This window comes from Vibrio sp. 10N.261.55.F4 (assembly GCF_041470465.1).
In the GTDB taxonomy this organism is placed as follows: Bacteria; Pseudomonadota; Gammaproteobacteria; order Enterobacterales; family Vibrionaceae; genus Vibrio; species Vibrio crassostreae_C.
Window position 1 is genome coordinate 94,146 of the sequence record NZ_JBFRMM010000004.1, and the last position, 26,469, is coordinate 120,614.

Below are 26,469 nucleotides of genomic sequence, written 5' to 3' on the forward strand. Positions count from 1 at the left end.
TCTTAAACTCCTAATTTCCAACCAAGAGTACGCATCACATCAGAGAATACGCCAGCAGCTGTTACTTCAGTACCCGCGCCGTAGCCACGCAGTACTAGAGGGATTGGTTGGTAGTAACGGCTGTAGAATGCTAATGCGTTCTCGCCATCTTTAATCTTGAACATTGGGTCGTCGCCATCAACAGCAGCGATACGAACCTTACACTTACCTTCAGCGATTTCACCCACATAACGAAGTACTTTACCTTCTTCTGCTGCGATAGCTGACTGCTCTTTGAAGTAAGCATCCGCTTCTGGTAGGCGAGCCATGAACTCTTCAACCGTACCTGAATCATCAAAACCCGGTGGCAGAGCTTGGTCTACTTCAACATCTTCAAGTTCAAGCGCCATGCCTGCTTCACGAGCAAGAATAAGCAACTTACGCGCCACATCCATACCAGATAGATCATCTCGAGGATCCGGTTCAGTGAAGCCGCTATCTTTTGCAATATTGGTTGCCTGGCTCAGTGTCATACCTTCATCAAGCTTGCCGAAGATGTAAGACAGTGAACCTGAAAGAATGCCGTTGAACTTATCAAGTTCATCACCTGCAGAGATAAGATTCTGTAGGTTTTCGATGACCGGTAGACCTGCACCTACTGTTGTCTCGTACATCAGCTTACGACGTGAGTTGCGTGCAACTTCACGAAGCTGATGGTAGTAAGCCATGCTTGCTGTGTTTGCTTTCTTGTTTGGTGTTACTACGTGGAAACCAGCCGCTAGGAAATCAGCGTACTGCGCCGCAATACCTTCGCTAGACGTACAATCAACCAATACTGGGTTGATGATGTGGTTACGTTGAACCAAAGCCGCTAAACGCGCTAGGCTGAACTCTTCAGTCGCACTCGACATACGGTCACGCCACTGCTCTAACGGTAGACCATCGCTGTCTAGCAACAAACCTTTACTGTTTGCTAAACCACATACGCGAATCACGATGCCTTTTTCAGCCAGTTTGCCTTGCTGACGTTGGATCTGGTCAACAAGCTCGCCACCAACACCGCCGACACCCACAACGAATACATCTAGGAAGTGCTTAGAGTTAAATAGGTTCTCGTGACACGCTTTGATTGCTTCAGAGATTTTGTCTTCAGGGATAACCGCTGAAATAGCGCGCTCTGAAGAACCTTGAGCAATAGCAACAATGTTGACGTTCACTTCAGCTAAAGAAGAGAAGAACTGAGATGCTACGCCACGTGAAGTGCGCATACCGTCACCCACCAGCGTTACAATCGCAACGTCATCCATGAACTCAACTGGCTCTAACAGGCCATCTTTAAGTTCAAGTTCAAACGCGTCTGACAACACTTGTTTCGCTTTCACCTTATCAGCCGATTCAATACAGAAGCTGATGCTGTACTCAGAAGAAGATTGAGTAATAAGGACAATAGAAACGCCAGCAGAAGACATCGCGCCGAATACACGACTCGCCATACCTACCATGCCCTTCATGCCTGGGCCTGATACGTTAACCATGGTTAGGTCACTTAGCGTCGTAATACCTTTGATTGCTAGGTTATCTTCGCCAGTGTCTTGGCCAATCAAAGTACCTGCGCCTTGTGGGTTGAAGCTGTTTTTGATCAGACAAGGAATGTGGAATTGCGCAATAGGAGCAATGGTTTTCGGGTGTAGAACCGAAGCACCAAAGTAAGAAAGCTCCATCGCCTCTTGGTAGCTAAGAGACTTGAGCAGACGAGCATCATCAACTAAGCGTGGGTCACAGTTGTAAACGCCATCGACATCAGTCCAGATTTCACAGCAATCAGCACGTAGACACGCCGCTAACACAGCCGCTGAGTAGTCAGAACCATTACGACCTAGTGTGACTAGCTCACCTTTTTCATTACCCGCAGTAAAGCCAGGCATGATGTTAACGTGACCTTTAGGAAGTGGAGATTGTTGGAAGTTCTGAGTAGAGACATCCACATCGACCATAGCTTCAAGGTGATCGCCTTTAGCGTATAGGTATTGGACAGGGTCAATCAGGCTTGCTGGTTGGCCTTTCGCTTCCAGTACCGCTTTCATTAACTGGATAGAGATTCGCTCACCTTTACTGATGATGCGAGCATTAACGTGGTTCGGGCACATACCAAGTAGGTTGATGCCATTCACGAACTGCTTTAGCTGAGCAAGAGAGGTATCCACCTGCTCTTGAAACGCGGCACCATCGATAGAAGGCACGACCGCTTTGATCTCTGCAAACAGTGTGTTAAATGAAGATTCGATCTCTGTAATCTGTGCGTCAGCTTCACCATTTTTCAGTGCAGCTTCAATAACAGCGACCAACTTATTGGTTGTTTTTCCTGGAGCCGATAGTACAACGGCTAGCTCTTCTTGCTGGGCATTATTAGCGATGATATCAGCCGCTCGTAAAAAACGATCTGCATCAGCTAATGATGAACCTCCAAACTTTAAAACGCGCATCCCTTTCTCCATAAGTCATAAAAATGGTACAAAAAAAGGCCTGTATCTTGTTGGATACAGGCCTTTTTTTTAAAATCCGTTACTTAGCAGCCTGCCCCAACAATGTTAATGTCGGTAATAATAATGGTTGTGGTCATTACTAGGTGGCTTACGTGCTGCATATCAAATTCTCTGCTTGTGCTTTACTCTACGTGTATCAATTTTTACCACTGGACGTCAATGAAAAGTTGCGTTTTTTTTACATTCGCACCGTTTTTCAGAGCAAACCGTCATTTAAGGGATAAAACACCCTGTATAAACCTTCACTTAAGATACTGGATTTACTCATTGAACAGGCAAGAGTGATCAATTGCATATATAGTCATAACAAAATGCTATATCGATTGTGCAGCGAACGTACAAGTTCTGTGCTTTAATTGAACGATAACGTTCGAAGAACAATAATAATGACATCAGGAGTGGGAAATGAAGAGATTACTTATTCTTTTGGCTTTTGCTATGCCTGTTGTTTGTTCAGCGAATAGCTTGCCTCTACTACCCAGCCAGATCGATAGTTCTTCTCATAAATTCTTTATCTCCACACAAAACGCGTCGAGTGAAAGCTTCGATACTTGGAAGATAGACAGTGGCTACTCTTATAGCTTGTTTTCAGATGTGGATCTTTACGTCGGTACACGTATCAATAGTGCGGCACTGAAACAGGAAAGTGGATTCTTGAGTGGTGTCAGTTATCAGTTCTCAGAAAGAGTCTCTTTTAACAGTTCTCTACACACCTATAAAGACGAGACCGAAGACAATGAGAAATCGGTAGCCGCAGAGGTTTCCAGCCGAGTGCAACTAACAGATAACCTAGATTTGCATGCCACCCTTGATTATGAAGAGTGGCAGCAAGGTGTTGAAGTGGGACTAGGGTTTCGCTTTTAGTCTCTTTAGCTTGTTCTTTATTAACAGATTAGTGCGGATTGAGATCCAAACTTTTAGTACATCACAAACCATTCCCCGTTCTAATCTATCAACGGCATTCAATTTGAGTCAGTTACGATTCAATTAACAGCTCAGATGAAATTAACACGCCATTCCAATCGGCATAAATATAGTCACCAGGCTGAATCAGTTGATTATGTATAGAGAGTGTCACATTCACTTGGCCGACACCGCGTTTCTCTGTTTTGAATGGCGATGCACCTAACGCCTGAACGCCAAGGTCCATTTGCGACATCATGCCTACATCACGCACCGCACCGTTTACAATCACGCCTTCCCAACCGTTTTCTATCGCGAGAATAGCGAGTTGATCGCCAAGCAGCGCCTTCTGGCATGAGCCATTTCCGTCAACGACAAGCACTTTGCCACAGCCGTCGGTCTCTAAAACCTCGCGAACCTTGGAATTATCGTGATAACAACGAACTGTTACAATTTTTCCAAAGAACGCACCACGTTGGCCGAAGTTCTGCAATGGCATGTTCAGTAGGGTGACTTCGCTTTCAAACTCATCACACAAGTCGGGTGTTATATCGTGCATATATCCTCCGTGAGTAAGGCGTTACCGGTTATGTCAGGCTAGCCTCTATGCTTTTATATGTTATTAAAATTAATCCTTTGTTTTCATTGTTCTATGCTCAATTTATTACTCAATAAAAGTTGATTGAGCATATTTATCTACTAGACTCTTAAGACAGCTTTCAGCTTCCTTGGTTCATAATCCGGTCTTTAGCAGGCAAGATGTGCGAAGCATCTCGAATAATCATTCTTGTTTTGGTGCTAAATAGTCACCATAACATTGGTTAAGTTGTAGCCATACTATTAAAGTTTGTTGCGATACGGCAATTGATGTAAATCAACAAAGTGAATGGAATTAACATTCTCGCGTTGTTAGCATGCTGTTAACATTATAGAATCCACTCCAATCACTAAAAGAATGATTGAAAGGCGTACTGGATCTACGTTATTGGGCAATACTTCAAGGAAGGCAGATAGCTGGAAGTAAGTGTTTTTTTGAAAACTTTAAGTTATCATCAAAAATACATTACCTGTATGTTATGTTTTTGCCTAGAATTTATTCTATTAGCACAGTTTCGTCACAAATTTAGGTACCGCCAAATGCAAACCCCGCAGATTCTTATCGTTGAAGATGAGCAAGTAACTCGTAACACTCTAAAGAGTATTTTTGAAGCAGAGGGATATGCTGTTTTTGAGGCTAGCGACGGTGAAGAGATGCACCAAGTGCTATCTGACAACCAAGTTAACCTTGTAATTATGGACATCAACCTTCCAGGTAAGAATGGCCTACTACTTGCGCGTGAACTACGTGAGCAAGCAAACGTAGCGCTTATGTTCTTAACTGGTCGTGATAATGAAGTTGATAAGATCCTTGGCCTAGAGATCGGCGCTGATGACTACATCACTAAGCCTTTCAACCCTCGTGAACTGACTATCCGTGCACGCAACCTTCTGAACCGTTCAATGAGCACAAGCTCTGTTCAAGAAGAGAAGCGTAGCGTTGAGAAGTATGAGTTCAACGGTTGGGTACTAGATATCAACAGTCGTTCTCTGGTTAGCCCAGATGGCGAAGGCTACAAGCTACCTCGTTCAGAGTTCCGTGCTCTACTTCACTTCTGTGAGAACCCAGGTAAGATCCAAACACGTGCTGACCTTCTTAAGAAGATGACTGGCCGTGAGCTTAAGCCACACGATCGTACTGTAGACGTAACAATCCGTCGTATTCGTAAGCACTTTGAATCTGTTTCTGGTACGCCAGAAATCATCGCAACGATTCACGGTGAAGGCTACCGCTTTTGTGGTGACCTAGAAGACTAATTCGATTCGCGCCTCTTACCATTTAGCACTACTCACCAGTAAGTGTTTTGAACACTAGAAGCGTCATCAATAGTTATTAAAAAGGGAGAATGCCAACGCATTCTCCCTTTTTTATTGTTCTTAATTGGATAAGATTTTAGTAAACCGTATCCACCTTAACGTCTTTCTCTACTAACCACTTCACGGTTTCGCCATCTTTAAGTTCCACCGCCACATCAACAGGCTTGTCACTGTCGATTTCTAGCTGCCATACAAACGCGACTTCCCATTGAGTTTCACTGTGTGTTCTTAAATCAAGATCGTCAGCCGTTACCAACAAGGTGTCTGCACCCTGTTTAACCGTAACACTTTCAACCGCAAGCGTTGCTGGCAGTTGTGAGTCTGACTCTAGGTAGATAGCACCATGTAGGGTCTTATCTTGAGTCTCGCCAATCGTTGGCATCTTGTTGTGCCAAAGGTTGCTTTTCATGGTAACTGTTACCGCAGATACTTCGACTTGATTATCTTGCTGCCATTCTACTTGTGGCGCAGAACAACCCGCTAATGCCACTACACATGCGGCGAATGCTAATTTTTTCATTATTCTTCTACCTTTGATTTAACCAACTCTTTAAAACTTCAATGTCATTCTGGTATTCGTTATTTATCTCATCAACCCAATCTGAAATGTTCTCCCACCACGCAGGCAAATCTGGAGATTGAGCTTTCTGGGCAACTTGTTGGATGCGTTTCAGACCAATAGAACCTGCAGCACCTTTAATCTTATGTGCCTCAGAAACGATACTGGCTTTATCTTTCGCGACCATGTTGGAGTTCAATATTTCCATATACTCCGGCATCATATCTTCGAACATCGCGATGCTATCCAAAACCGGTTTCGGTCCAACAATATCAACATAAGACTCTAGCATATCAATATCAAGCAAAGTGGTATCAATTTCTGAAAGAACAGGCTTACTCGCGTCGACTTTATCAATGCTCTCAACCTTATCGGTGCCCGCTACCTTCTCAATTACCTCTGGTGCATCTTCGATAAGTTCACTGATGACATCTTGGATAGCTCGAACCGACAAAGGTTTACTGATCGCTTCGTCCATGCCTTTCTGGAAGTACTCTTGCTTGTTGTTTAATACGTTCGCAGTTAACGCCACCAAAGGCGGTAGCTGGCTGTATTTCTCGCGGTAGTATTGAGCAATATCGAAACCCGTCATATCTGGCAGTTGGATATCCAACAACACCAAATCATAGTCTTCAGGATTGAAAGCAATTTGCGCCTCTTTACCCGTCATCACGACTGTCACTTCATGGCCAAGGCTTTCAAGTAGAGAGCGAGCCACTGTGATATTGAGTTCAATGTCTTCGACCATAAAGATCTTAAGATTCGACTGTTTTCTTGGCGTTTTGATCAGAGCCTGAGTATCGTGATTCACTGGAACTCGAATCGAAACCGTAAAGGTACTGCCAAAGCCCTCTTCACTGATGACTTCAATGTGGCCATCCATCATATTAATTAGCTGTTGAGAGACAGCGAGACCAATACCCGTGCCGACAGCGTGCAAGTTGTCCGTGCCCGATTTCACCTGATAGTACATCGCGAAGATCTTCTCGATTTCACTTTCAGGGATACCAATACCAGTATCTTCCACTTCCATCGTAATGTTGGCAAAGTCACCATCAATGTCGGCGCTGACTGTCATCACCACTCCACCATCTTTGGTGAACTTCATCGCGTTACTAACAAGGTTCCACAGTACCTGTCTAAGACGAGTACCATCCACCTCAACAGCAGCTGGAAGATCAGACAATCTTTCTAGATCGAACCTTAACCCTTTCTGCTCAGCCATCAACGCAGAGATACTTTCGATCTCGACAACGAAATCTTCAAAGTTAATAGGCGTAGGGAAGAGTTCAAGCTTACGGCGGTCGAACTTATCCATATCAATAATATCGTTGAAGATATTACCCAGTGTCACCGCGCTCACCTTGATGGTTTGCATCTGCTTGCGCTGTTCGGTGGTCAGTTGGCTATCAAGCAGCATGCGGCTCAAGCCAATGATGCCGTTGAGCGGCGTTCTTAACTCGTGGCTAATAGTTGAGATAAAGGTGGTCTTATCGCGGCTGGCTTTTTCTAACGACTCTTGATGCTCTTTACGTTCAGTAATATCGCGGCCAAAACCAACCAAGCCCAAGTGACGACCATCTTTGCTGTAGAAAGGCACTTTACGCAGTTCGAAGTAACTCTTGCGGCCATCTGGGTATTCAAGCCATTGGTCATAAGTCAGTGCTTGGTTGTCAGCAAATACTTTCTTATCGGTTTCAACAACTTGCTGAGCGACCTCTTTACTGTAAACATCCCAAGGAGTTAAACCAACTAGCTCTTTTTCTGTTTTACCAGTGAGCTCTTCAACCGCACGGTTACAACCAGAGAACACACCATCTTCATTACGGTAGTAAATAAGGTCAGGCGAGGCATCGATAAACGAGCGTAACAGTGCAGTACGTTCTGCGAGTTCAAGCTGAGTACGCTCGCGCTGGAACACCTCGTTTTCGAGATCTTGCATTGCTTCTGCGCGCGCTTCTTCCGCTTTTTCACGCTCTTCAATTTCTTGATTAAGCTTCTCGATATTGAGCTGCATTTTATTGTTGAGTTCTTGGTCTCGCTCACGCATGTCGCCAAGTTTAGAGACCAATTTCGCTAACCTTTGACGTGATTCTTCCAACTGGTCCACGACCACTGACAGAAAATAAACCGCCCAAGGCGTGATCACTAAACCGAAGAAAACTGAACGGACAATGTCGATGTCATCAACATTGCCTTTGAGTGCAAGGGTGATACCGACTTGCACAACAACAGCGAGGGCAACAAGCGCTAGGGCGAGTAAGATAGAAAAGCGGACAATCCCCAGTTTTACGAGTAGATCCACGTAATACTGGGCAAGATTTTTCATGGGTTTCATTTAGCGCTCCATGCGATAAGACTAGCAACATTCTACCCTGTTTGAAGATGGGAGGTAAGCTAGCTACATCACACGCAGCAAGTGTTCAGCGGTAATTTCGAAGGTTAATTAACCAATACAAATACTAACTAAGCAAAAATAGCCGGGGATAATCAAATTGCCAATTTTATAGCGTTAGCGAATTGAGTATGGATGCACCATTGAACGGTTGCGACCGTCTGATTTCGCTTGATACAACGCACTATCAGCCAAGGCAACAGCCGATTCCATTTCATCATCAGGTGTAGGAATGTAAGAGATAATACCAATACTCACCGTGATGAATTCAGAGACTGTCGACTTCTCATGCGCAAGTTCCAATTTTAGGACTTCATCATGAATACGCTGCGCCACCAGCTGAGCACCTTCGGTCGTTGTATTTGGCAGAATAAAGCCGAACTCTTCACCACCATAACGAGCCACACAATCAGATGAACGATTCAACACCTGCTTAAATGCCTGAGAAACCTGAATCAAAGCATCATCGCCTTGTTGGTGTCCGTAAAAGTCGTTGTAGCCTTTAAAGAAGTCGATATCACATAGCATGATCGTCAGTGGCAGCTTCTCACGCACATGATAATGCCACAGTGTAGAGAGCTGTTCATCGAAACGACGTCGGTTAGACACTTTAGTCAGGCTATCCATAAAGCTGAGGCGTTCAAGTTCAAGGTTGGCTTCTTCAAGCTTTTGTTCTGCTAGATAACGCTCTGTAATATCACGCGCCATGATCAACACACCATTAGTGCTCGATGCTGGATCTCTAAACGGTGATTTGACTACATCATACCAAGTAAATGTTCCATCACTTGAGACCACTTTGTCGATATAACGCAGTGATTTACTTTGATGAAGCACTTGATGATCGGTTTCTGATATTCGCGTATAGATGCTATGTGGCACCACATCTTGTAAACGTTTACCGATCAAGTCACTGACTTCAGAGATACCCAGCGCAGCCACAAATGGTTTATTACACGCTTGATAAACCATGTTTTCATTAAAGATACCAATCGAGTCTGGGCTGGCCTCCAGGAGGTTTTGCAAGATGGTGTCACGCTGCGCAAGTGCCACTTCGGTATCTTTTCGCTTCTCCATCTCGCCACGCAGTTTCTGCTGCATGTCATGCCAATCGGTCACATCATGACTAATAGAGAGCGTGCCGATGGTTTCTCCATCTTGGGAAAGCAGCACACTTTGGTAGGTTTCAAGCAAGCAGCTTTTTCCATCTTGATCTGTAGTCCAAGAGCGTTCACTTACACGACCTTTTAATACTCCACCAGAAACACTCAGGGTGCCCTCTTCAGCACGACCATGCCAAAACTTTTTAAACGAGCGATTACTCGTCACTAACTGACCTTTCTGATCTTTCACGTAGATCAGCTCAGACAAAGAATCCAAAGCGGTACGAGCAACATTCAGTTCTCGAACTTCTTGGGACAGTTCTTCGTTAGTGTTTTTATAAGGTGAGGCGTGAATCATCCAAGCCTGCTTATTTCTAAAATGGATCTTACGACCGATCAAGTTGATCTTGAACGACTCAAATTCAGAAAGCGCCCACAGGGAGACCTGCTCGAAGGCTCGAGAGTTGATGTGGTTGGTTAAGTAGTGACGAAAGCTGTTCTCGCTTTCCACAGTAGGAAAGCGAAAATTAACACCGATTTGGCGGATACCAAGCAACTGCATGGCTTGGCGATTGGCATAGAGTATTTCGCCACTTCGAACATCAACAAAGTAGAGTGGCGACGGGGTAGCAAGTAGAAGCGTTTCGATATGCGACTGATAACGAGAATAGAGATGCCAGCAGATGAGAGCAATCAGCAATACAACAACGATATAAATACCGTAGCCATACGCCCTGTCCCACAACCAAGTCATTACCAGTTCCATTTACTCTCAATCTATACCATAAAATCTATTAGGGAAATGTTACCACTATTTATTGGTTTTATCTGCTGTTACCGACAGTCACCATTTTCTATCAATTAACTGCGTTTAAAACGGGCAGTGTGTACTCGAATGCAGAGCCAGTTTTGATGCCTTGTGCGCCAGTTTTATCAAGCGAACGGCCAATCTCAGTCATCGCTAACCAGCGGTTCTCACACCATAAAGGAGAAAGTAAGGTTGGGCGTCTCGCCGCTGAAGAAACACGGTGATAAACCACGTCCGCAGGAGTGCGTTGAATGATCTCACTCGCGATATCGATGTACTCTTCAAGGCTTGGGGCTTCTAGCTTTCCTGCCTTCCACGCCTTAGCCATGGTACTGCCCTCTACTATATGAAGGCCGTGCAGCTTAATACCATCGGTGCCAACGGCTAATACCTTGTCTAAGGTTTCAAGGTTATCCGCTTTGGTTTCTTTTGGTAGACCAACAATCAGGTGAGTACACACCTTGATACCTAAAGCGCGTGCGCGTTGGGTGATCGTTTCATACACCGCAAAATCGTGGCCGCGGTTAATTCGCTTGAGGGTTTTATCATTGGCGGTTTGCAGGCCAAGCTCGAGCCAAATCTCATAGCCTTGTTTAACGTAGCCCGCTAACAGATCCAACACCGCATCAGGCACACAGTCTGGTCGCGTACCAACACAAAGGCCGACGATCTCTGCACCGGGTGCTTTTAGCGCCTCTTCATACATATTCTTGAGCACTTGCACCTCAGCATAAGTGCTGGTGTACGCCTGAAAGTAAGCCAGGTACTTCTTGGCACGAGCAATTTCACCCGCACGATCTTTTAGTTGTTCTGCAATACTCTGAACCTGAGTTTGTTCATCGGCAAAAGACGCCACATTACAAAAAGTGCAGCCTCCACGGCCAATGGTTCCATCTCGGTTTGGACAACTGAAACCACCATGCAGTGTTAGTTTGTGAACCTTCTCGCCATAACGGCGTTGAAGGTCTTGGCCGATAGTATTGACCAACTCGTGTAATTGCATATTTTCAAAGCACTCAAGTAAATAAGAATGAATATCAGTCTTTTTTGAAAAAAAATTACATCCCTGCAAAATTCGACCAATTAGTTTACTCAAGGCTTTTTGCGAGCAACCTAACAAATATCAATAAACATGCAAAAAATCGGCTCTATTTGCCTAATGTTGCACATTTGTTGGGCATTAAATTCAAAATAAAACGAAAAAAATGGTCTACATGGGTCAACTTTCATTGCAATTCGCCTAGACAAAATTGTAGGATACTTACACATATTGGCTATTTTTGAGTATTTACTTACAACGAAAACTTGCTAATAAGTCGGTGATATCTAACTCCCACCTATATAAACCACTAGTTTGTGGTTAAAAATAAACAGGTATCACTAAGGATTGTTTTTCTCGCAATACTTTTCCTGCGAGATACGGAAAGGATTCAAACCGCCAGCATAGGCAGGTTTAGACCCATAAATATAAAAGGACAAGGCTGACTTTATACAAATAAGTTGCGCCTAGATTTAACTGGAAGGATGTATCTATGGTAGATCAAGAGCAGAACTCACAGGGTCTGTATACTCCTGAATTGGAGCATGACGCTTGTGGTATCGGTTTTGTTGCGCATCTAAAGAATCGCAAATCTCATGATGTAGTAACTCAAGCACTCGATATGCTTGCACGTATGGAACACCGTGGCGGCCAAGGCTGCGATCCGTGTTCTGGTGATGGTGCAGGTATCCTGCTACAGAAGCCGCACGAATTCTTACTAGAAGAAGCCGTAAAGCTTGGAATTAAGCTGCCATCTTTTGAAAAATATGGTGTTGGTGTTGTACTTTTCCCTAAAGATGAACACAAACGTGCACAGTGTCGTGACATTCTAGAACGCAATGCACAACGCCTTGAGTTAGAAGTTATCGGTTACCGTGAACTTCCAACGGACAATTCAATGATTGGTGCTGACCCACTAAGCACTGAACCTCAATTTGAACACGTATTTATTTCTGGCGGCCCTGGTATCACACCAGAAGAGCTTGAGCGTAAACTGTATGTTCTACGTAACTACACGGTTCGTGTATGCCTAGAAAGCGTTTCAAATATCGGTGATGACTTCTACATCAACTCTATGTCTTACAAGACATTGGTGTACAAAGGTCAGCTAACAACTGAACAAGTTCCTCAGTACTTCCTAGATCTGCAAAACCCAACCATGGTAACAGCTCTAGCACTAGTACACTCTCGCTTCTCTACCAATACATTCCCACGTTGGCGTCTAGCTCAGCCTTTCCGTTACATCGCGCACAATGGCGAAATCAATACGGTTCGCGGCAACCTGAACTGGATGAAAGCACGTGAAGCAATCCTAGAATCGGATCTGTTTACACAAGCTGAAATCGACATGCTGCTTCCTATCTGTCAGGAAGGTAGTTCGGATTCATCAAACTTCGATATGGCACTTGAGCTACTTGTTCTTTCAGGTCGTACTCTGCCACACGCGTTGATGATGATGATCCCGGAAGCATGGCAAGAAAACAAAAACATGGATCCAACTCGTCGTGCGTTCTACCAGTACCACGCGAACGTAATGGAACCATGGGATGGCCCAGCATCAGTATGTTTCACCGATGGTGTTCAAGTAGGTGCAACACTTGACCGTAACGGTCTGCGTCCTTCTCGCTACACAGTAACTAAAGACGACTTCCTAGTAATGGCGTCTGAGTCTGGTGTTGTTGAGATTGCACCTGAAAACGTTGAGTACCGTGGTCGTCTACAACCAGGTCGTATCTTCGTTGCTGACCTTGAGCAAGGCCGCATCATTTCTGATGAAGAAGTGAAAGACAGCATTGCTAAAGCACAACCTTACGAAAAGTGGGTTGAAGAGAACCTTCTGAGCCTGAAAAAGCTACCGGATGCGAGCAACGAATTTAGCCAACCTTCTCCAGAGAAACTACTACACAAACAACAATCGTTTGGCGTGAGTTCTGAAGAAGTAAACGAAATCATTCTACCTCTTGCGAAAACAGGCTACGAGCCACTTTCTGCAATGGGTGCTGACTGGCCGCTAGCGATTCTTTCTCACCAATCGCAGCACCTTTCAAACTACTTCAAACAGTTGTTTGCACAAGTAACTAACCCGCCGATCGACCCGATTCGTGAGCGCATGGTTATGTCTCTGAACACTTACCTAGGTAAAGACCAGAACTTACTTGCTGAAACACCTGAGCACTGTCAAAAAGTAGAACTTGAGTCTCCAGTACTGTCTAACTCTGAGTTAGAAAAACTGCGTGCAATCGATAACGAGCACCTTCAGGCGAAGACGCTGGATATCGTATTCCAAGCAAATGGCGACCAAGGTAAGTTAGAGCGCGCACTTAAGCGTATCTGCCAATACGCAGAAGACGCAGTGATTGATGGCTACTCTATCATCCTACTGACAGACCGTGCGGTTAACTCTAACCATGCCGCTATTCCAGCAATGCTGGCGGTTGGCGCGGTTCACCACCACCTAATCCGTAAAGGTCTACGTGCTAAGTGTGACATCGTTGTTGAAACGGGCGACGCTCGTGAGACACACCACTTTGCAACGCTTATCGGTTATGGTGCAAACGCAGTTAACCCATACCTAGTTATTGAAACGATTGTTGAACTGCAACGTACTAAGAAGCTAGATCCAAACGTACACCCACGTGAGTTATTCGATAACTACCGTAAAGGTGTTAACGGCGGTCTACTTAAGATCTTCTCTAAGATGGGGATCTCTACGCTGCAGTCTTACCACGGTGCACAAATCTTTGAAGCACTTGGTGTTAGCAAATCAGTGGTTGAAAAATACTTCACAGGTACTGTTTCTCGTATCCAAGGTCTAACGATCGACGATATCGCGCGAGAAGTATTGGTTCGTCACCGTGTTGGTTACCCAGCTCGTGAAATTCCAGCTCAGATCCTTGATGTTGGTGGTGTTTACCAGTGGAAACAACGTGGTGAGAAACACTTATTCAACCCAGAAACGATTTCTCTACTTCAAGAATCGACGCGTAACAAAGATTACGGTCAGTTCAAGAAGTACGCAAAAGCAGTTGATGACCAAGGCGACAACGCAGCAACGCTACGTAGCCAACTGGACTTCATCAAGAACCCTGCAGGCTCTATTCCTCTAGCAGAAGTAGAACCAATCGAGAACATTCTTAAGCGTTTCGCAACCGGCGCAATGAGCTTTGGTTCAATCTCGCATGAGGCTCACTCAACACTGGCTGTTGCGATGAACCGCATTGGCGCGAAATCAAACTCAGGTGAAGGTGGTGAAGATCCAGCACGTTTCGAACGTAAAGAAAACGGCGACTGGGAACGTTCAGCAATCAAACAGGTGGCTTCTGGTCGCTTTGGTGTAACGTCTTACTACCTATCTAACGCTGATGAGCTACAAATCAAGATGGCTCAAGGTGCGAAACCGGGCGAAGGTGGTCAACTACCTGGTGATAAGGTTGATGACTGGATCGGCGCAACGCGTCACTCGACTCCGGGCGTAGGTCTTATCTCGCCACCGCCACACCACGATATCTACTCAATCGAAGATTTGGCTCAGCTGATCTACGATCTGAAAAACGCGAACCGTAACGGTCGTGTCAACGTGAAGCTAGTATCAGAAGCTGGCGTAGGTACGATTGCATCGGGTGTAGCGAAAGCGAAAGCTGACGTGGTACTTATCGCAGGTTTTGATGGTGGTACGGGTGCATCTCCGATGTCTTCTATCCGTCATACCGGTCTGCCTTGGGAGCTGGGTCTAGCGGAAACGCACCAAACACTACTGAAAAACGGCCTACGTAACCGTATCGTTGTTCAGTCTGATGGTCAGATGAAAACACCACGTGACCTTGCAGTAGCAACGTTACTTGGCGCGGAAGAATGGGGCGTAGCAACAGCAGCATTGGTTGTTGAAGGCTGTATCATGATGCGTAAGTGTCACAAGAATACCTGTCCTGTTGGTATCGCAACACAAAACAAAACTCTGCGTGAGCGTTTCGACGGCCGCGTAGAAGACGTAGTGACTTTCTTCCAATACATGGCTGAAGGTCTGCGTGAGGTAATGGCTGAACTTGGCTTCCGCTCTATCGATGAGATGGTAGGTCAATCGCACAAACTTAAAGTTCGTGACGACATCGGCCACTGGAAGTACAAGAACCTAGATCTAACACCTGTACTGCACATTGAGCAGGCACGTGAAGAAGATGGTATCTACAACCAGACGCAACAAAACCACAACCTAGAAGACGTTCTAGACCGCAAGTTGATTCAAGCTGCGATTCCAGCTCTTGAGAAAGGCGAAGCCGTGAATGCGAGCTTCCCTATCATCAACACGGACCGCTCTGCTGGTACCATGCTGTCGAACGAAATCTCGAAGGTTTACAAAGACCAAGGTTTACCACAACCAATGAACGTTAAGTTCCACGGTAGTGCTGGCCAATCTTTCGGTGCGTTCCTTGCGAAAGGCGTTAAGTTCGAAGTAGAAGGCGACGCGAACGATTACTGGGGTAAAGGTCTGTCTGGCGGTACTTTGGTACTGTACCCAGATGCGAAATCTTCTATCGTTGCTGAAGATAACATCGTGGTTGGTAACGTATGTTTCTACGGTGCGACCTCAGGTGAATCTTTCATTCGCGGTATGGCAGGCGAACGTTTCTGTGTTCGTAACTCAGGTGCGAAGGTTGTTGTTGAGGGCGTTGGTGACCACGGTTGTGAATACATGACTGGTGGTGTTGCCATTATCCTTGGTTCAACAGGTCGTAACTTTGCTGCGGGCATGAGTGGCGGTGTTGCTTATGTTTGGGACAAAGCGGGTGACTTCGAAACCAAGCTCAACCCTGAACTTGTAGACCTAGATCCAATTGAACAAGAAGATAAAGATCTTCTACTGGATATGCTAACTAAGCATGTTGAATTCACAGGAAGTGAAGTTGCTCAATCTTTCCTAGACAACTTTGAAGCAAGTGTTGCATCGCTAGTTAAAGTAATGCCACGCGACTACAAAGCTGTTCTTGAAAAGCGTAAAGCTGAAGCACAACAGGCACAAACGGAAGAAGTGGAGGCAGTATAATGGGTAAGCCTACTGGATTTTTAGAACACGGTCGTGAGCTTCCAAAGAAGCTCGACCCGTCAGTTCGAATTGAAGACAACAAAGAGTTCGTACTTAACGAAGAGTTTGGTGAAAAGATCAATACTCAAGCCTCTCGTTGTATGGACTGTGGCGTACCTTTCTGTCACAACGGCTGTCCGATTGGTAACATCATCCCAGAATTCAATGATGCGGTTTACCGTGACAGCTGGGAAGAGGCTTGGAATATCCTAAGCTCTACCAACAACTTCCCTGAGTTTACCGGTCGTGTTTGTCCTGCTCCTTGTGAAAGTGCCTGTGTTCTTGGTATCAACCAAGACCCAATCACTATCTGTAATATCGAGAAAACGATTGTTGAAACTGCGTACCGTGAAGGGTACGCAAAACCTAAAACACCACGCTCTCGCACAGGTAAAACTGTCGCAGTTATCGGTTCAGGTCCTGCTGGCTTAGCCGCAGCGGAGCAGCTAAACAGCGCTGGTCACTCGGTAACGGTATTTGAACGTGACGAGAAAGTCGGTGGTCTACTTCGCTTCGGTATCCCAGATTTCAAACTGGGTATGGACGTGATTGATCGTAAGATCAACTTAATGGCTGAAGCGGGTGTTGAGTTTAAAGTTAACCAACACATCGGTGTTGATGTTAATGCTCAACAGTTACGCCAAGAGTTTGATGTGGTATTGCTAACGGGTGGTTCTACGGTTCCACGCGACTTGCCAATCCCTGGTCGTGAGTTGAAAGGCGTTCACTTTGCCATGGAATTCCTTGGTCAAAACAACCGCCGTGCTAACAACCTAGATCTTAAAACAGAAGAGATTCACGCTAAAGATAAGCACGTTGTGGTTATCGGTGGTGGTGATACTGGCTCTGACTGTGTGGGTACATCAAACCGTCATAAGGCAGCGAGCATTACTCAGGTTGAGATCATGCCGATCCCACCAGAGAAGCGCCCTGCAAACATGCCTTGGCCTCAATACCCAATGATCATGAAAACCACCACTTCTCACGAAGAAGGTTGTGAACGTCACTGGAACATCTTAACCAAAGAGTTCATCGGTAACGAGCAAGGTCAAGTGACGGGTCTACGTATTGCTGACATCGTTTGGCAAGATGCGAAACCAGGTGAGCGTCCAGGCTTTGATGAAGTCGCGAACTCTGAACGTGTTATTCCTTGTGACATGGCATTCCTAGCAATGGGCTTCTTACACCCGGAGCCAACCGGCGTGCTTGCTCAACTAGACATTAAACTGGACGAGCGCGGTAACGTCGCTTCTGAAGGTTTTGCAACGAACCAGAAAGGCGTTTTCGCTGCTGGTGATATGCGTACTGGTCAATCTCTAGTTGTACGTTGTATTAATGAAGGTCGTGAATGTGCAATTGCCATTGATGACTTCTTAATGGGTAACTCAAACTTAGAAGCGAAAGCTGATTCACTCATGCTTTCCGCATAATATTTCTCGGGCTAACGTCAATTACGTTAGCCTAGAGGAAAAGCAATACCCTTCCTAACTTTTATATTTGGCTAGCACTCGATGCTAGCCTTTTTTCTATCTGGCATTTGTCGTTTTCAAAATCATCCTGTTGTATATGTTAAATCTCGTTAACATTCACCTTATATATCTCATTGATATCCATCGACTATTTTAGATTATTAAGTGGCTAATCGCGTTTATGCATGATAATTAACCATGAACTTGACCTTAAACACAATTAGCTATACGTTGTAAAGCTGATGAAAATAAAATCAATCGGTTTTGTTAACACAACCAATAACGTTTTAACTGGCTAAAGCAAACTATCAGTTTATAAAAAACAACAAGTATATGAATAGTTAGTCATTTACTGTCTGGATGACAGAGAAGCAAAAGGGAGAATTGCAATGGCTCTATATGATCCTAGTCTTGAAAAAGACAACTGTGGATTTGGTTTAATAGCGCAAATGGAAGGCCAACCTAGTCATAAGTTGGTAAGAACTGCTATTTCAGCCCTCGATCGCATGACACACCGTGGTGGTATCGCTGCGGATGGTAAAACCGGGGATGGCTGTGGCTTATTACTACAGAAGCCTGACTCTTATCTCAGAATTATTGCTGAAGAGAATAACTTCAAGCTCGGCAAGCAATACGCTGTCGGCATGATTTTCTTCAGCCAAGATCCAATCAAAGCGCAATCCGCGCAAGACATCGTCAATAAAGAGCTCGCTCAAGAGACCTTAACGGTTGCAGGTTGGCGCGTAGTACCGACCAACACCGACGTATTAGGTCCGATTGCCAAAGATTCAGTTCCCAATATTCAGCAAGTGTTTATCTCGGCCCCCGCGGGTTGGCGTGAACGCGATATTGAACGACGCCTTTATATCGCTCGTCGCAGAATTGAAAAACAGATCACCGAAGACAAAGATTTCTATATTTGTAGCCTTTCAACACAAGTAATGGTCTACAAAGGTCTGTGTATGCCAGCCGATCTTCCGCGATTTTACCTCGATCTTGCTGACTTACGTATGGAATCGGCGATATGTCTGTTCCACCAGCGTTTCTCAACCAATACTCAACCACGTTGGCCACTGGCTCAACCATTCCGCTATTTGGCGCACAATGGTGAGATCAATACCATAGAAGGTAACCGACAGTGGGCTAAGGCTCGTGCCTATAAATTCTCTTCACCACTGCTGCCCGATTTGCAAACCGCAGCGCCCTTTGTGAATGAGACAGGATCTGACTCTTCAAGCTTAGATAACATGCTCGACCTATTCCTAGCTGGTGGTATGGATGTGTTCCGAGCAATGCGTATGCTTGTTCCGCCCGCATGGCAAAATCACCCAGACATGGACCCAGATCTGCGTGCCTTTTACGACTTCAACTCCAAGCACATGGAACCGTGGGATGGCCCTGCTGGCATCGTACTTTCAGATGGTCGTTACGCTGCATGTAACCTCGATAGAAATGGCCTGCGTCCTGCGCGTTATGTGATTACCAAAGACAATCTAATCACGCTCGCATCAGAAGTCGGTATCTGGAACTACGCACCGGATGAAGTGGCAGAGAAAGGCCGTGTTGGCCCGGGCGAACTGTTGGTAATAGATACTCGCCGCGGCAAGCTATGGCAATCTAATGAGATCGACAATGACCTCAAAGGTCGCCATCCTTATAAAGAGTGGATGGAAAAGAACGTTCACAAACTCACACCGTTTTCCGATCTGCCCGATGAGCAAGTCGGTAAGCGCAGCTTTGACGATGACACGCTCAAGACCTACCAAAAACAGTTTGCGATGAGCAACGAAGAGTCCGACCAAGTGCTGCGTGTGCTTGGTGATATGGGGCAAGAAGCAGTAGGCTCAATGGGCGACGACACGCCAATGGCTGTGCTCTCTTCAAAAGAACGCTTGGTCACTGATTACTTCCGTCAAAAGTTTGCACAAGTCACCAACCCACCGATTGATCCATTGCGTGAAAAACACGTGATGTCTTTGACGACCAGTATTGGGAAAGAGATGAACGTGTTCTGTGAAACAGACGGTCACGCCTATCGTGTCACGTTTGATTCACCAGTACTGCTTTACTCAGACATGCAGCAGCTTCTGCAGTTGAGTCAAAAACATTATCGTCATGTCATTCTCAGCATGCACTACGACCCGAATAACCAAGATCTAGAACAAGCAATCAAAGCAGTATGTGATAGCGCCGAACAAGAAGTCAGCGAAGGTGCGGTTTTAGTTGTGCTGTCGGACAAAGGTTTAGAGAAAGGAAAACTACCGATCCCTGCAGCCATGTTGGTTGGTGCGGTGCAAACAAGGCTTGCTGACACCAACCTGCGTTGTGATGCCAACATCGTTGTTGAGACAGCAACTGCGCGCGACCCACACCAATTTGCTGTGCTGCTTGGCTTCGGTGCAACCGCGGTTTACCCATACCTCGCTTATGAAGCGTTAGGTAAAATGTTGGATGATGGCTCTTTAGATAAAGATTATCGTGCCGCAATGCAAAATTACCAAAACGGCATCAACAAAGGTCTGTACAAGATCATGTCGAAGATGGGAATTTCAACCATTGCCTCTTATCGCTGTTCACAGCTTTTCGAAGCCGTTGGCCTTCATTCCGATGTTGTTGAGCTCTGTTTCCGCGGAGTTACCACTCGAATCCAAGGCGCAAGCTTTAGCGATTTCCAACAAGATATCTATAACTTATCGCGTAAAGCCTGGACTAAGCGTAAGCCAATCGAGCACGGTGGTTTACTCAAATACGTACACGGCGGCGAATATCACGCCTATAACCCTGATGTGGTTGGCACTCTGCAAACTGCAGTAAAAACAGGTGAGACATCGGATTATCTCTCTTTTGCTAAGCAAGTAAATGCTCGTCCAGCTGCGATGTTACGCGACTTAATGAGCCTCAAAAAAGCAGCTCAGCCTCTACCACTAGAGCAAGTCGAGCCTAACAGCGATCTGTTTAAACGCTTCGACTCTGCGGCAATGTCGATCGGTGCTTTGAGCCCAGAAGCGCATGAAGCATTAGCAATGGCGATGAACCGCTTGGGTGGTTACTCAAACTCTGGTGAAGGTGGTGAAGACCCTCGACGCTTTGGTACTGACCGTAACTCTCGTATCAAGCAGATAGCTTCCGGTCGTTTTGGTGTGACGCCACATTACTTAACCAATGCGGATGTTTTGCAGATCAAGGTCGCGCAAGGTGCGAAGCCTGGAGAAGGTGGTCAACTGCCCGGCCATAAAGTTACCGCAGAAATCGCTAAGCTGAGATATTCAGTTCAAGGGGTGACACTGATCTCCCCTCCTCCACATCACGATATTTATTCTATCGAGGATCTAGCGCAGCTGATTTTCGACCTTAAACAAGTGAACCCTAAAGCCTTGGTTTCAGTAAAGTTAGTATCGGAACCGGGTGTAGGCACGATTGCAACTGGTGTAGCGAAAGCCTATGCCGATCTGATCACCATTTCTGGCTACGATGGCGGTACCGCGGCAAGCCCTCTAACCTCGGTAAAATACGCAGGTTGCCCTTGGGAGCTTGGCTTAGCAGAAACTCAACAAGCACTGGTTGCTAACGGGCTTCGTCATAAGATCCGCCTGCAAGTCGATGGTGGTTTAAAAACTGGCCTTGATGTGATTAAAGGTGCGATTCTCGGTGCAGAAAGCTTTGGTTTTGGTACCGCGCCAATGGTCGCAATGGGTTGTAAGTTCTTACGAATTTGTCACCTAAACAACTGTGCGACGGGTGTTGCGACTCAAGATGAAACACTACGCCGCGAATACTTCAAAGGCCTGCCAGACATGGTGGTGAACTACTTTACAGGCCTAGCCGATGAAGTTCGCCAATACCTTGCAGAACTCGGCGTAGAAAAACTCACGGACCTGATTGGTCGTACTGACTTACTTGAAGCCGTTCAAGGCCTCACCGCGAAACAGAACAAGCTCGATCTCTCTTCAATACTCGAAGCTCCGGTATCTCCAGAAGGTCACCCACTGTTTTGGACCGAGCCAAACGCACCATTTGATAAAGCTCAGCTCAACCAGCAGATTCTGGATGATGCACTCGATGCAATTGAGAAACGTCAATCCACCAGCCTTTACTACAACGTGATCAACACAGACCGCTCGATTGGTGCTCGTATCTCTGGTGAAATTGCTAAGCGATACGGCAACCAAGGGATGGCAGGTTCACCAATCAAGTTATATCTCGACGGTACAGCAGGCCAATCTTTTGCGGTTTGGAACGCAGGCGGCGTTGAGCTTTACCTAACAGGCGATGCCAATGACTATGTTGGCAAAGGCATGGCTGGCGGCAAAGTGGTTATCAAGCCTCACCAAGGCACCGCATTTACTTGTAACGAAGCGACCATCATAGGCAACACCTGTCTGTATGGCGCAACTGGAGGCAAGCTGTTTGCAGCTGGTACGGCTGGCGAACGATTTGGCGTACGTAACTCAGGTACGGTTGCTGTGATTGAAGGCGCTGGTGACAACGCTTGTGAATACATGACAGGCGGTATTGTTGCCATTCTTGGCGCAACTGGCGTCAACTTCGGTGCGGGTATGACAGGTGGCTTCGCTTATGTCATGGATAAGAACGAAGACTTCCAAGGTCGAGTAAATAACGAGTCGGTCGAGGCACTTTCTCTGTCTGACTTATTTATCCACCAAGAACATCTGCGTGGCTTAATTGCAGAGCACTTAGAAGAGACTGGCTCAGTACACGCTGAAGCTATTCTGGCGAACTTTGATGAATGGATTCCAAAGTTCTACCTAGTGAAGCCAAAGACGGCGGATCTGAACACCTTGCTCGGCCACCAAAGCCGCAGCTCAGCTGAACTTCGTGTTCAAGCGCAATAATTGGAAGGAGCCAATAATGAGCCAGAATGTATACCAATTTATTGATGTGAATCGCGTAGACCCAGCGAAGAAACCAATCAAGATACGTAAGATTGAGTTTGTAGAGATCTACGAACCTTTCACTAAACAGCAAGCGAAAGCGCAAGCAGACCGTTGTTTAGACTGTGGTAACCCATACTGTGAATGGAAATGTCCTGTTCACAACTACATCCCTCAGTGGCTTAAGCTTGCCAATGAAGGGCGTATTATCGAAGCCGCTGAACTGTCTCACCAAACCAACAGCTTGCCTGAGGTTTGCGGACGAGTTTGTCCTCAAGACCGTTTGTGTGAGGGCTCTTGTACCCTCAATGACGATTTCGGTGCCGTAACCATTGGCAATATTGAAAAGTACATTACCGACAAAGCCTTTGAGATGGGTTGGAAGCCTGACATGTCTCACGTTGAGTGGACTGATAAAAAGGTCGCGATCATCGGTGCGGGGCCAGCAGGTCTAGCGGCGGCTGACATCCTAGTTCGTAATGGCGTAAAAGCCGTTGTGTTTGACCGCTATCCGGAGATCGGTGGCCTACTGACGTTTGGTATTCCATCGTTCAAGCTTGAGAAAGGCATCATGGAAAATCGTCGCCGTATCTTTAGCGAGATGGGCGTCGAGTTCCAAATGAATACCGAAGTCGGCAAAGATGTACAACTTCAGCAACTCGTCGATGACTACGACGCTGTTTTCCTTGGTGTCGGCACCTATAAAAACATGCGTGCGGGTTTAGACAACGAAGATGCACCGGGCGTTTATGATGCTCTGCCATTCTTGATTTCTAATACCTACAAGGTCATGGAACTGGAAAACCCAACCCCATTTATCGATATGCAAGGTAAGAAAGTCGTCGTGCTTGGTGGTGGTGATACGGCGATGGACTGCGTTCGAACCTCTATTCGTCAGAATGCGGCAGATGTGGTGTGTGCTTACCGCCGAGATGAAGCCAACATGCCAGGTTCTCGCCGTGAGGTAAAAAATGCACGTGAAGAGGGGGTGAAGTTCAAGTTCAACCTACAACCTATCGGCTTAGAGCTTAACAGCGCTGGTCATGTGGTTGGTGTGAAATTCGTGAAAACCGCTTTGGGTGAGCCTGATGAAGCAGGCCGTCGTCGTCCAGAACCTGTCGAAGGCAGTGAGCATGTTCTTGAGGCTGATGCCGTAATTATGGCATTTGGTTTCCAACCTCATACGATGGAATGGCTAGAACCTTTCGGTGTGGAGCTCGATCAGTGGGGTCGCATCAAGGCTCCTAACAAACAAGAGTTTCAATACCAAACCACCAACAGCAAGATATTTGCAGGTGGCGATGCGGTTCGAGGATCTGACTTAGTGGTGACCGCTATCGATGAAGGCCGTAAAGCCGCAGAAGGGATCTTGGACTACCTAGAAGTGTGACTAATCTAAGGTTTCCTTTATTACTCAGGCCGTTACTATAAAAAAGGGATCCAATGATGGATCCTTTTTTGAATTAGATACGTTTATCACAAGCATATCGAAAAATACGTAAAACAATCGCAAACAAACCAATGCCGATAACTACAATTAGAATTAAAACAACGCCATAGGAAACATTATGAAAAAAGCAGCTCTCCTCTCGCTATCACTTTTAACGTTAACCGCTTGCAGCCAAGGAATCACGGACATGAAAGACAGAACTTCATCACCTTGTGGAGACAAACCAAACTGCGTATCAACTCAAGATGATCGTGAGCAACATGCATTGGCCGCGTTTGAGTTGTCAGATTCAGCGAGCTTAGATGCGATTGAGCAGGTTGCGCTAACCTTACCGGGATCAAAAACCGCGAGTAAAACAGAAGATTATCTGCGTGTTGAATGTACTTCGCGCATCATGCGTTTTGTCGATGACTTAGAACTTAAAATCACGGATGGCAAACTGATCGTGCGTTCAGAGTCTCGTACTGGCCATTCTGATTTTGGCGTAAACCGAAAACGAGCTGAACAACTTCGTGCTAGCTTGAAAAGCGAAGGCCTAATCAAATAGATAAAAGAATACGCAGATAAATCACTACTATTCGGATGAGAAGTGCCTCTGGGCAGTCGCTCGACACTTCTTATCCATGCTACAATTTCGCTCTACTGTTTAAATATTATTTATTAAGAGACTACACATGAAAATCGGCATCATTGGCGCAATGGAGCAAGAAGTTGCGATCCTAAAAGCAGCAATTTCAGACATTACTGAAGTTAATAAAGGCGGTTGTACCTTTTTCTCTGGTCAGCTAAATGGTGTTGACGTTGTTTTGCTTCAATCTGGCATTGGTAAAGTAGCAGCGGCTGTTGGTACTTCAATCCTACTAAGCGAATACCAACCAGATGTCGTTCTTAACACGGGCTCTGCTGGCGGTTTTGATTCAACACTGAACCTTGGCGATGTGGTTATCTCTACTGAAGTTCGTCACCACGATGCAGACGTTACGGCTTTCGGTTACGAAATCGGCCAAATGGCAGGTCAACCTGCAGCGTTCAAAGCTGACGACAAGCTGATGGCTGTTGCAGAACAAGCACTAGCACAAATGGAAGATAAGCACGCCGTTCGTGGCCTTATCTGTACTGGCGACGCATTTGTTTGTACAGCAGAACGCCAAGAGTTCATCCGTAAGCACTTCCCATCAGTGGTAGCTGTAGAGATGGAAGCATCGGCTATCGCTCAAGCTTGTCACCAATTCCAAGTACCATTCGTGGTTGTTCGTGCAATCTCTGATGTTGCAGACAAAGAATCACCAATGAGCTTCGAAGAGTTCCTGCCACTAGCAGCGCAAAGCTCTTCTGAAATGGTTATCAAGATGGTTGCCCTACTAAAGTAAGCGACTAGACATGCAAACACTGTTTGATCAGGTATTTGCAAATGGCGTGCTCCTTGTGATGTGGGGAGCACTGCTTTTTCATTTAATTTTACCTATCCCCCATGCCGCACACCCCACGACCTTATGGCATAAGTTTGCTGAGCTTTTAGCAAGCAAGGTTAATAACAACCACAACTATTCCCAAAGCTTAATCTCAGGTACATTAGCTTGGGGGTTAATGGTACTGCCAACTCTGGTTATTCTCTTGGCACTGCAATCGTTGGTTTGGCAATCTCAACTGTTTGAATTGGCACTGTTATTACTCGCGATTGATTGGCGCAATAATGAAAAGCTGGCTAACCAACTGATCAAAGCACTTGGCCGAGAAGATAAAGCGGCCGCTCGTCAGTTACTGGCTCCGATTGTCAATCGTCAAACCGAATCACTTTCGTCACTTGGCCTCGGCAAAGCCGCCACAGAAACCATCATCATGGGTTACGCTCGTAACGTAGTTTGTGTGTTTTTCTGGTACGCCATTGGTGGTGGAATCGCTGCGTTAATGTATCGCCTTGTGGTCGAGTTAGCTCGAGCTTGGTCGCCAAGTCGCAAGCAATTTTCTCCGTTCGGCTCAACGGCGATCAAGATAGTCGCGATTCTCGAATTTATACCGATGCGTTTGTTTGCTTTGATGATCGTATGTGGTGATAAAGCAACGCACACATTTAAGATGATGTTAGTCCAAAGTCGCTCTTGGCCACTACCCGGCCCAGCCTGGTTGATCACGGCTGTTGGCAACAAGCTTGAACTATCATTGGGTGGCCCTGCGATTTACGACAACACTAAAGCCATTCGCGCAAAATTAGGCGGAAGAATCGCACCGTCAGCTCTGCATCTATCTCAGGTTCAGAAACTACTCTTTGGTCGCATCGCTATCTGGATCTTTTTACAAAGCCTAGCCTTACTATTTATTCACCAAGGGATTTAAA

At 45.9% G+C, this 26,469-nt stretch carries 15 protein-coding genes, 1 pseudogene and 1 other annotated feature; of the genes and pseudogenes, 10 read left to right on the forward strand and 6 right to left on the reverse strand.

The window, feature by feature from the left end; genetic code table 11:
* Positions 1-2: 2 nt before the first annotated feature.
* On the reverse strand, positions 3-2,462 hold the full coding sequence (gene thrA / locus AB4249_RS04075) for a bifunctional aspartate kinase/homoserine dehydrogenase I (protein WP_372102349.1): 2,460 nt from the start codon (positions 2,460-2,462) through the stop codon (positions 3-5).
* A 29-nt stretch (positions 2,463-2,491) separates the two neighbouring features.
* Positions 2,492-2,610 (reverse strand) — a sequence feature (Thr leader region).
* A 317-nt stretch (positions 2,611-2,927) separates the two neighbouring features.
* Here thrA and AB4249_RS04080 point away from each other — a divergent pair.
* Positions 2,928-3,386, forward strand: coding sequence for a hypothetical protein (locus AB4249_RS04080; RefSeq protein ID WP_017070076.1), 459 nt, complete (start codon positions 2,928-2,930; stop codon positions 3,384-3,386).
* A 112-nt stretch (positions 3,387-3,498) separates the two neighbouring features.
* On the opposite strand, the gene AB4249_RS04085 is transcribed toward AB4249_RS04080, so the two are convergent.
* Positions 3,499-3,984, reverse strand: a complete 486-nt coding sequence (locus AB4249_RS04085; protein ID WP_017059310.1) for a putative 4-hydroxy-4-methyl-2-oxoglutarate aldolase — start codon at positions 3,982-3,984, stop codon at positions 3,499-3,501.
* Positions 3,985-4,031: 47 nt separating this feature from the next.
* Here AB4249_RS04085 and AB4249_RS04090 point away from each other — a divergent pair.
* A pseudogene (locus AB4249_RS04090) lies at positions 4,032-4,133 on the forward strand (ribonuclease activity regulator protein RraA); the annotation flags it as partial.
* Positions 4,134-4,562: 429 nt separating this feature from the next.
* Positions 4,563-5,279, forward strand: coding sequence for a two-component system response regulator ArcA (arcA, locus tag AB4249_RS04095; RefSeq protein WP_004741534.1), 717 nt, complete (start codon positions 4,563-4,565; stop codon positions 5,277-5,279).
* A gap of 136 nt (positions 5,280-5,415) precedes the next feature.
* On the opposite strand, the gene AB4249_RS04100 is transcribed toward arcA, so the two are convergent.
* From AB4249_RS04100 to AB4249_RS04115, 4 genes are all read right to left on the reverse strand, one after another.
* Complete coding sequence (locus AB4249_RS04100; protein WP_372102351.1) at positions 5,416-5,859, reverse strand: hypothetical protein; 444 nt, start codon at positions 5,857-5,859, stop codon at positions 5,416-5,418.
* Between the two features lie 7 nt (positions 5,860-5,866).
* Entirely contained in the window at positions 5,867-8,236 is a 2,370-nt protein-coding gene (gene arcB / locus AB4249_RS04105; RefSeq protein ID WP_017062885.1) for an aerobic respiration two-component sensor histidine kinase ArcB, read from the reverse strand.
* A gap of 174 nt (positions 8,237-8,410) precedes the next feature.
* A complete protein-coding gene (locus AB4249_RS04110; RefSeq protein ID WP_017059307.1) occupies positions 8,411-10,162 on the reverse strand; it encodes a diguanylate cyclase domain-containing protein in 1,752 nt (583 codons plus the stop codon).
* Positions 10,163-10,253: 91 nt separating this feature from the next.
* Complete coding sequence (locus AB4249_RS04115; protein WP_372102353.1) at positions 10,254-11,207, reverse strand: TIGR01212 family radical SAM protein; 954 nt, start codon at positions 11,205-11,207, stop codon at positions 10,254-10,256.
* A 529-nt stretch (positions 11,208-11,736) separates the two neighbouring features.
* On the opposite strand from AB4249_RS04115, the gene gltB (AB4249_RS04120) reads away from it, so the two are divergent.
* From gltB (AB4249_RS04120) to AB4249_RS04150, 7 genes are all read left to right on the forward strand, one after another.
* The gene (gltB, locus tag AB4249_RS04120) at positions 11,737-16,284 is read left to right on the forward strand and encodes a glutamate synthase large subunit (RefSeq protein ID WP_017059305.1); all 4,548 of its coding nucleotides are present in this window, start codon (positions 11,737-11,739) and stop codon (positions 16,282-16,284) included.
* Entirely contained in the window at positions 16,284-17,753 is a 1,470-nt protein-coding gene (locus AB4249_RS04125; RefSeq protein ID WP_017066517.1) for a glutamate synthase subunit beta, read from the forward strand. The genes gltB (AB4249_RS04120) and AB4249_RS04125 overlap by 1 nt, the downstream gene beginning before the upstream one ends.
* 428 nt (positions 17,754-18,181) lie before the next feature.
* On the forward strand, positions 18,182-22,645 hold the full coding sequence (gene gltB / locus AB4249_RS04130) for a glutamate synthase large subunit (protein ID WP_372102355.1): 4,464 nt from the start codon (positions 18,182-18,184) through the stop codon (positions 22,643-22,645).
* 16 nt (positions 22,646-22,661) lie between these two features.
* Positions 22,662-24,074 (forward strand): FAD-dependent oxidoreductase, encoded by a 1,413-nt coding sequence (locus AB4249_RS04135; RefSeq protein ID WP_017059302.1) that lies wholly within the window; start codon positions 22,662-22,664, stop codon positions 24,072-24,074.
* 178 nt (positions 24,075-24,252) lie between these two features.
* A complete protein-coding gene (locus AB4249_RS04140) occupies positions 24,253-24,681 on the forward strand; it encodes a DUF1499 domain-containing protein (protein ID WP_017059301.1) in 429 nt (142 codons plus the stop codon).
* A 127-nt stretch (positions 24,682-24,808) separates the two neighbouring features.
* Positions 24,809-25,504 carry a 5'-methylthioadenosine/S-adenosylhomocysteine nucleosidase gene (gene mtnN / locus AB4249_RS04145; RefSeq protein ID WP_012603226.1) on the forward strand — a complete coding sequence of 232 codons (696 nt, stop codon included), beginning with the start codon at positions 24,809-24,811 and terminating at the stop codon, positions 25,502-25,504.
* Positions 25,505-25,514: 10 nt separating this feature from the next.
* Entirely contained in the window at positions 25,515-26,468 is a 954-nt protein-coding gene (locus AB4249_RS04150) for a cobalamin biosynthesis family protein (protein ID WP_229647462.1), read from the forward strand.
* Position 26,469: the final 1 nt, after the last annotated feature.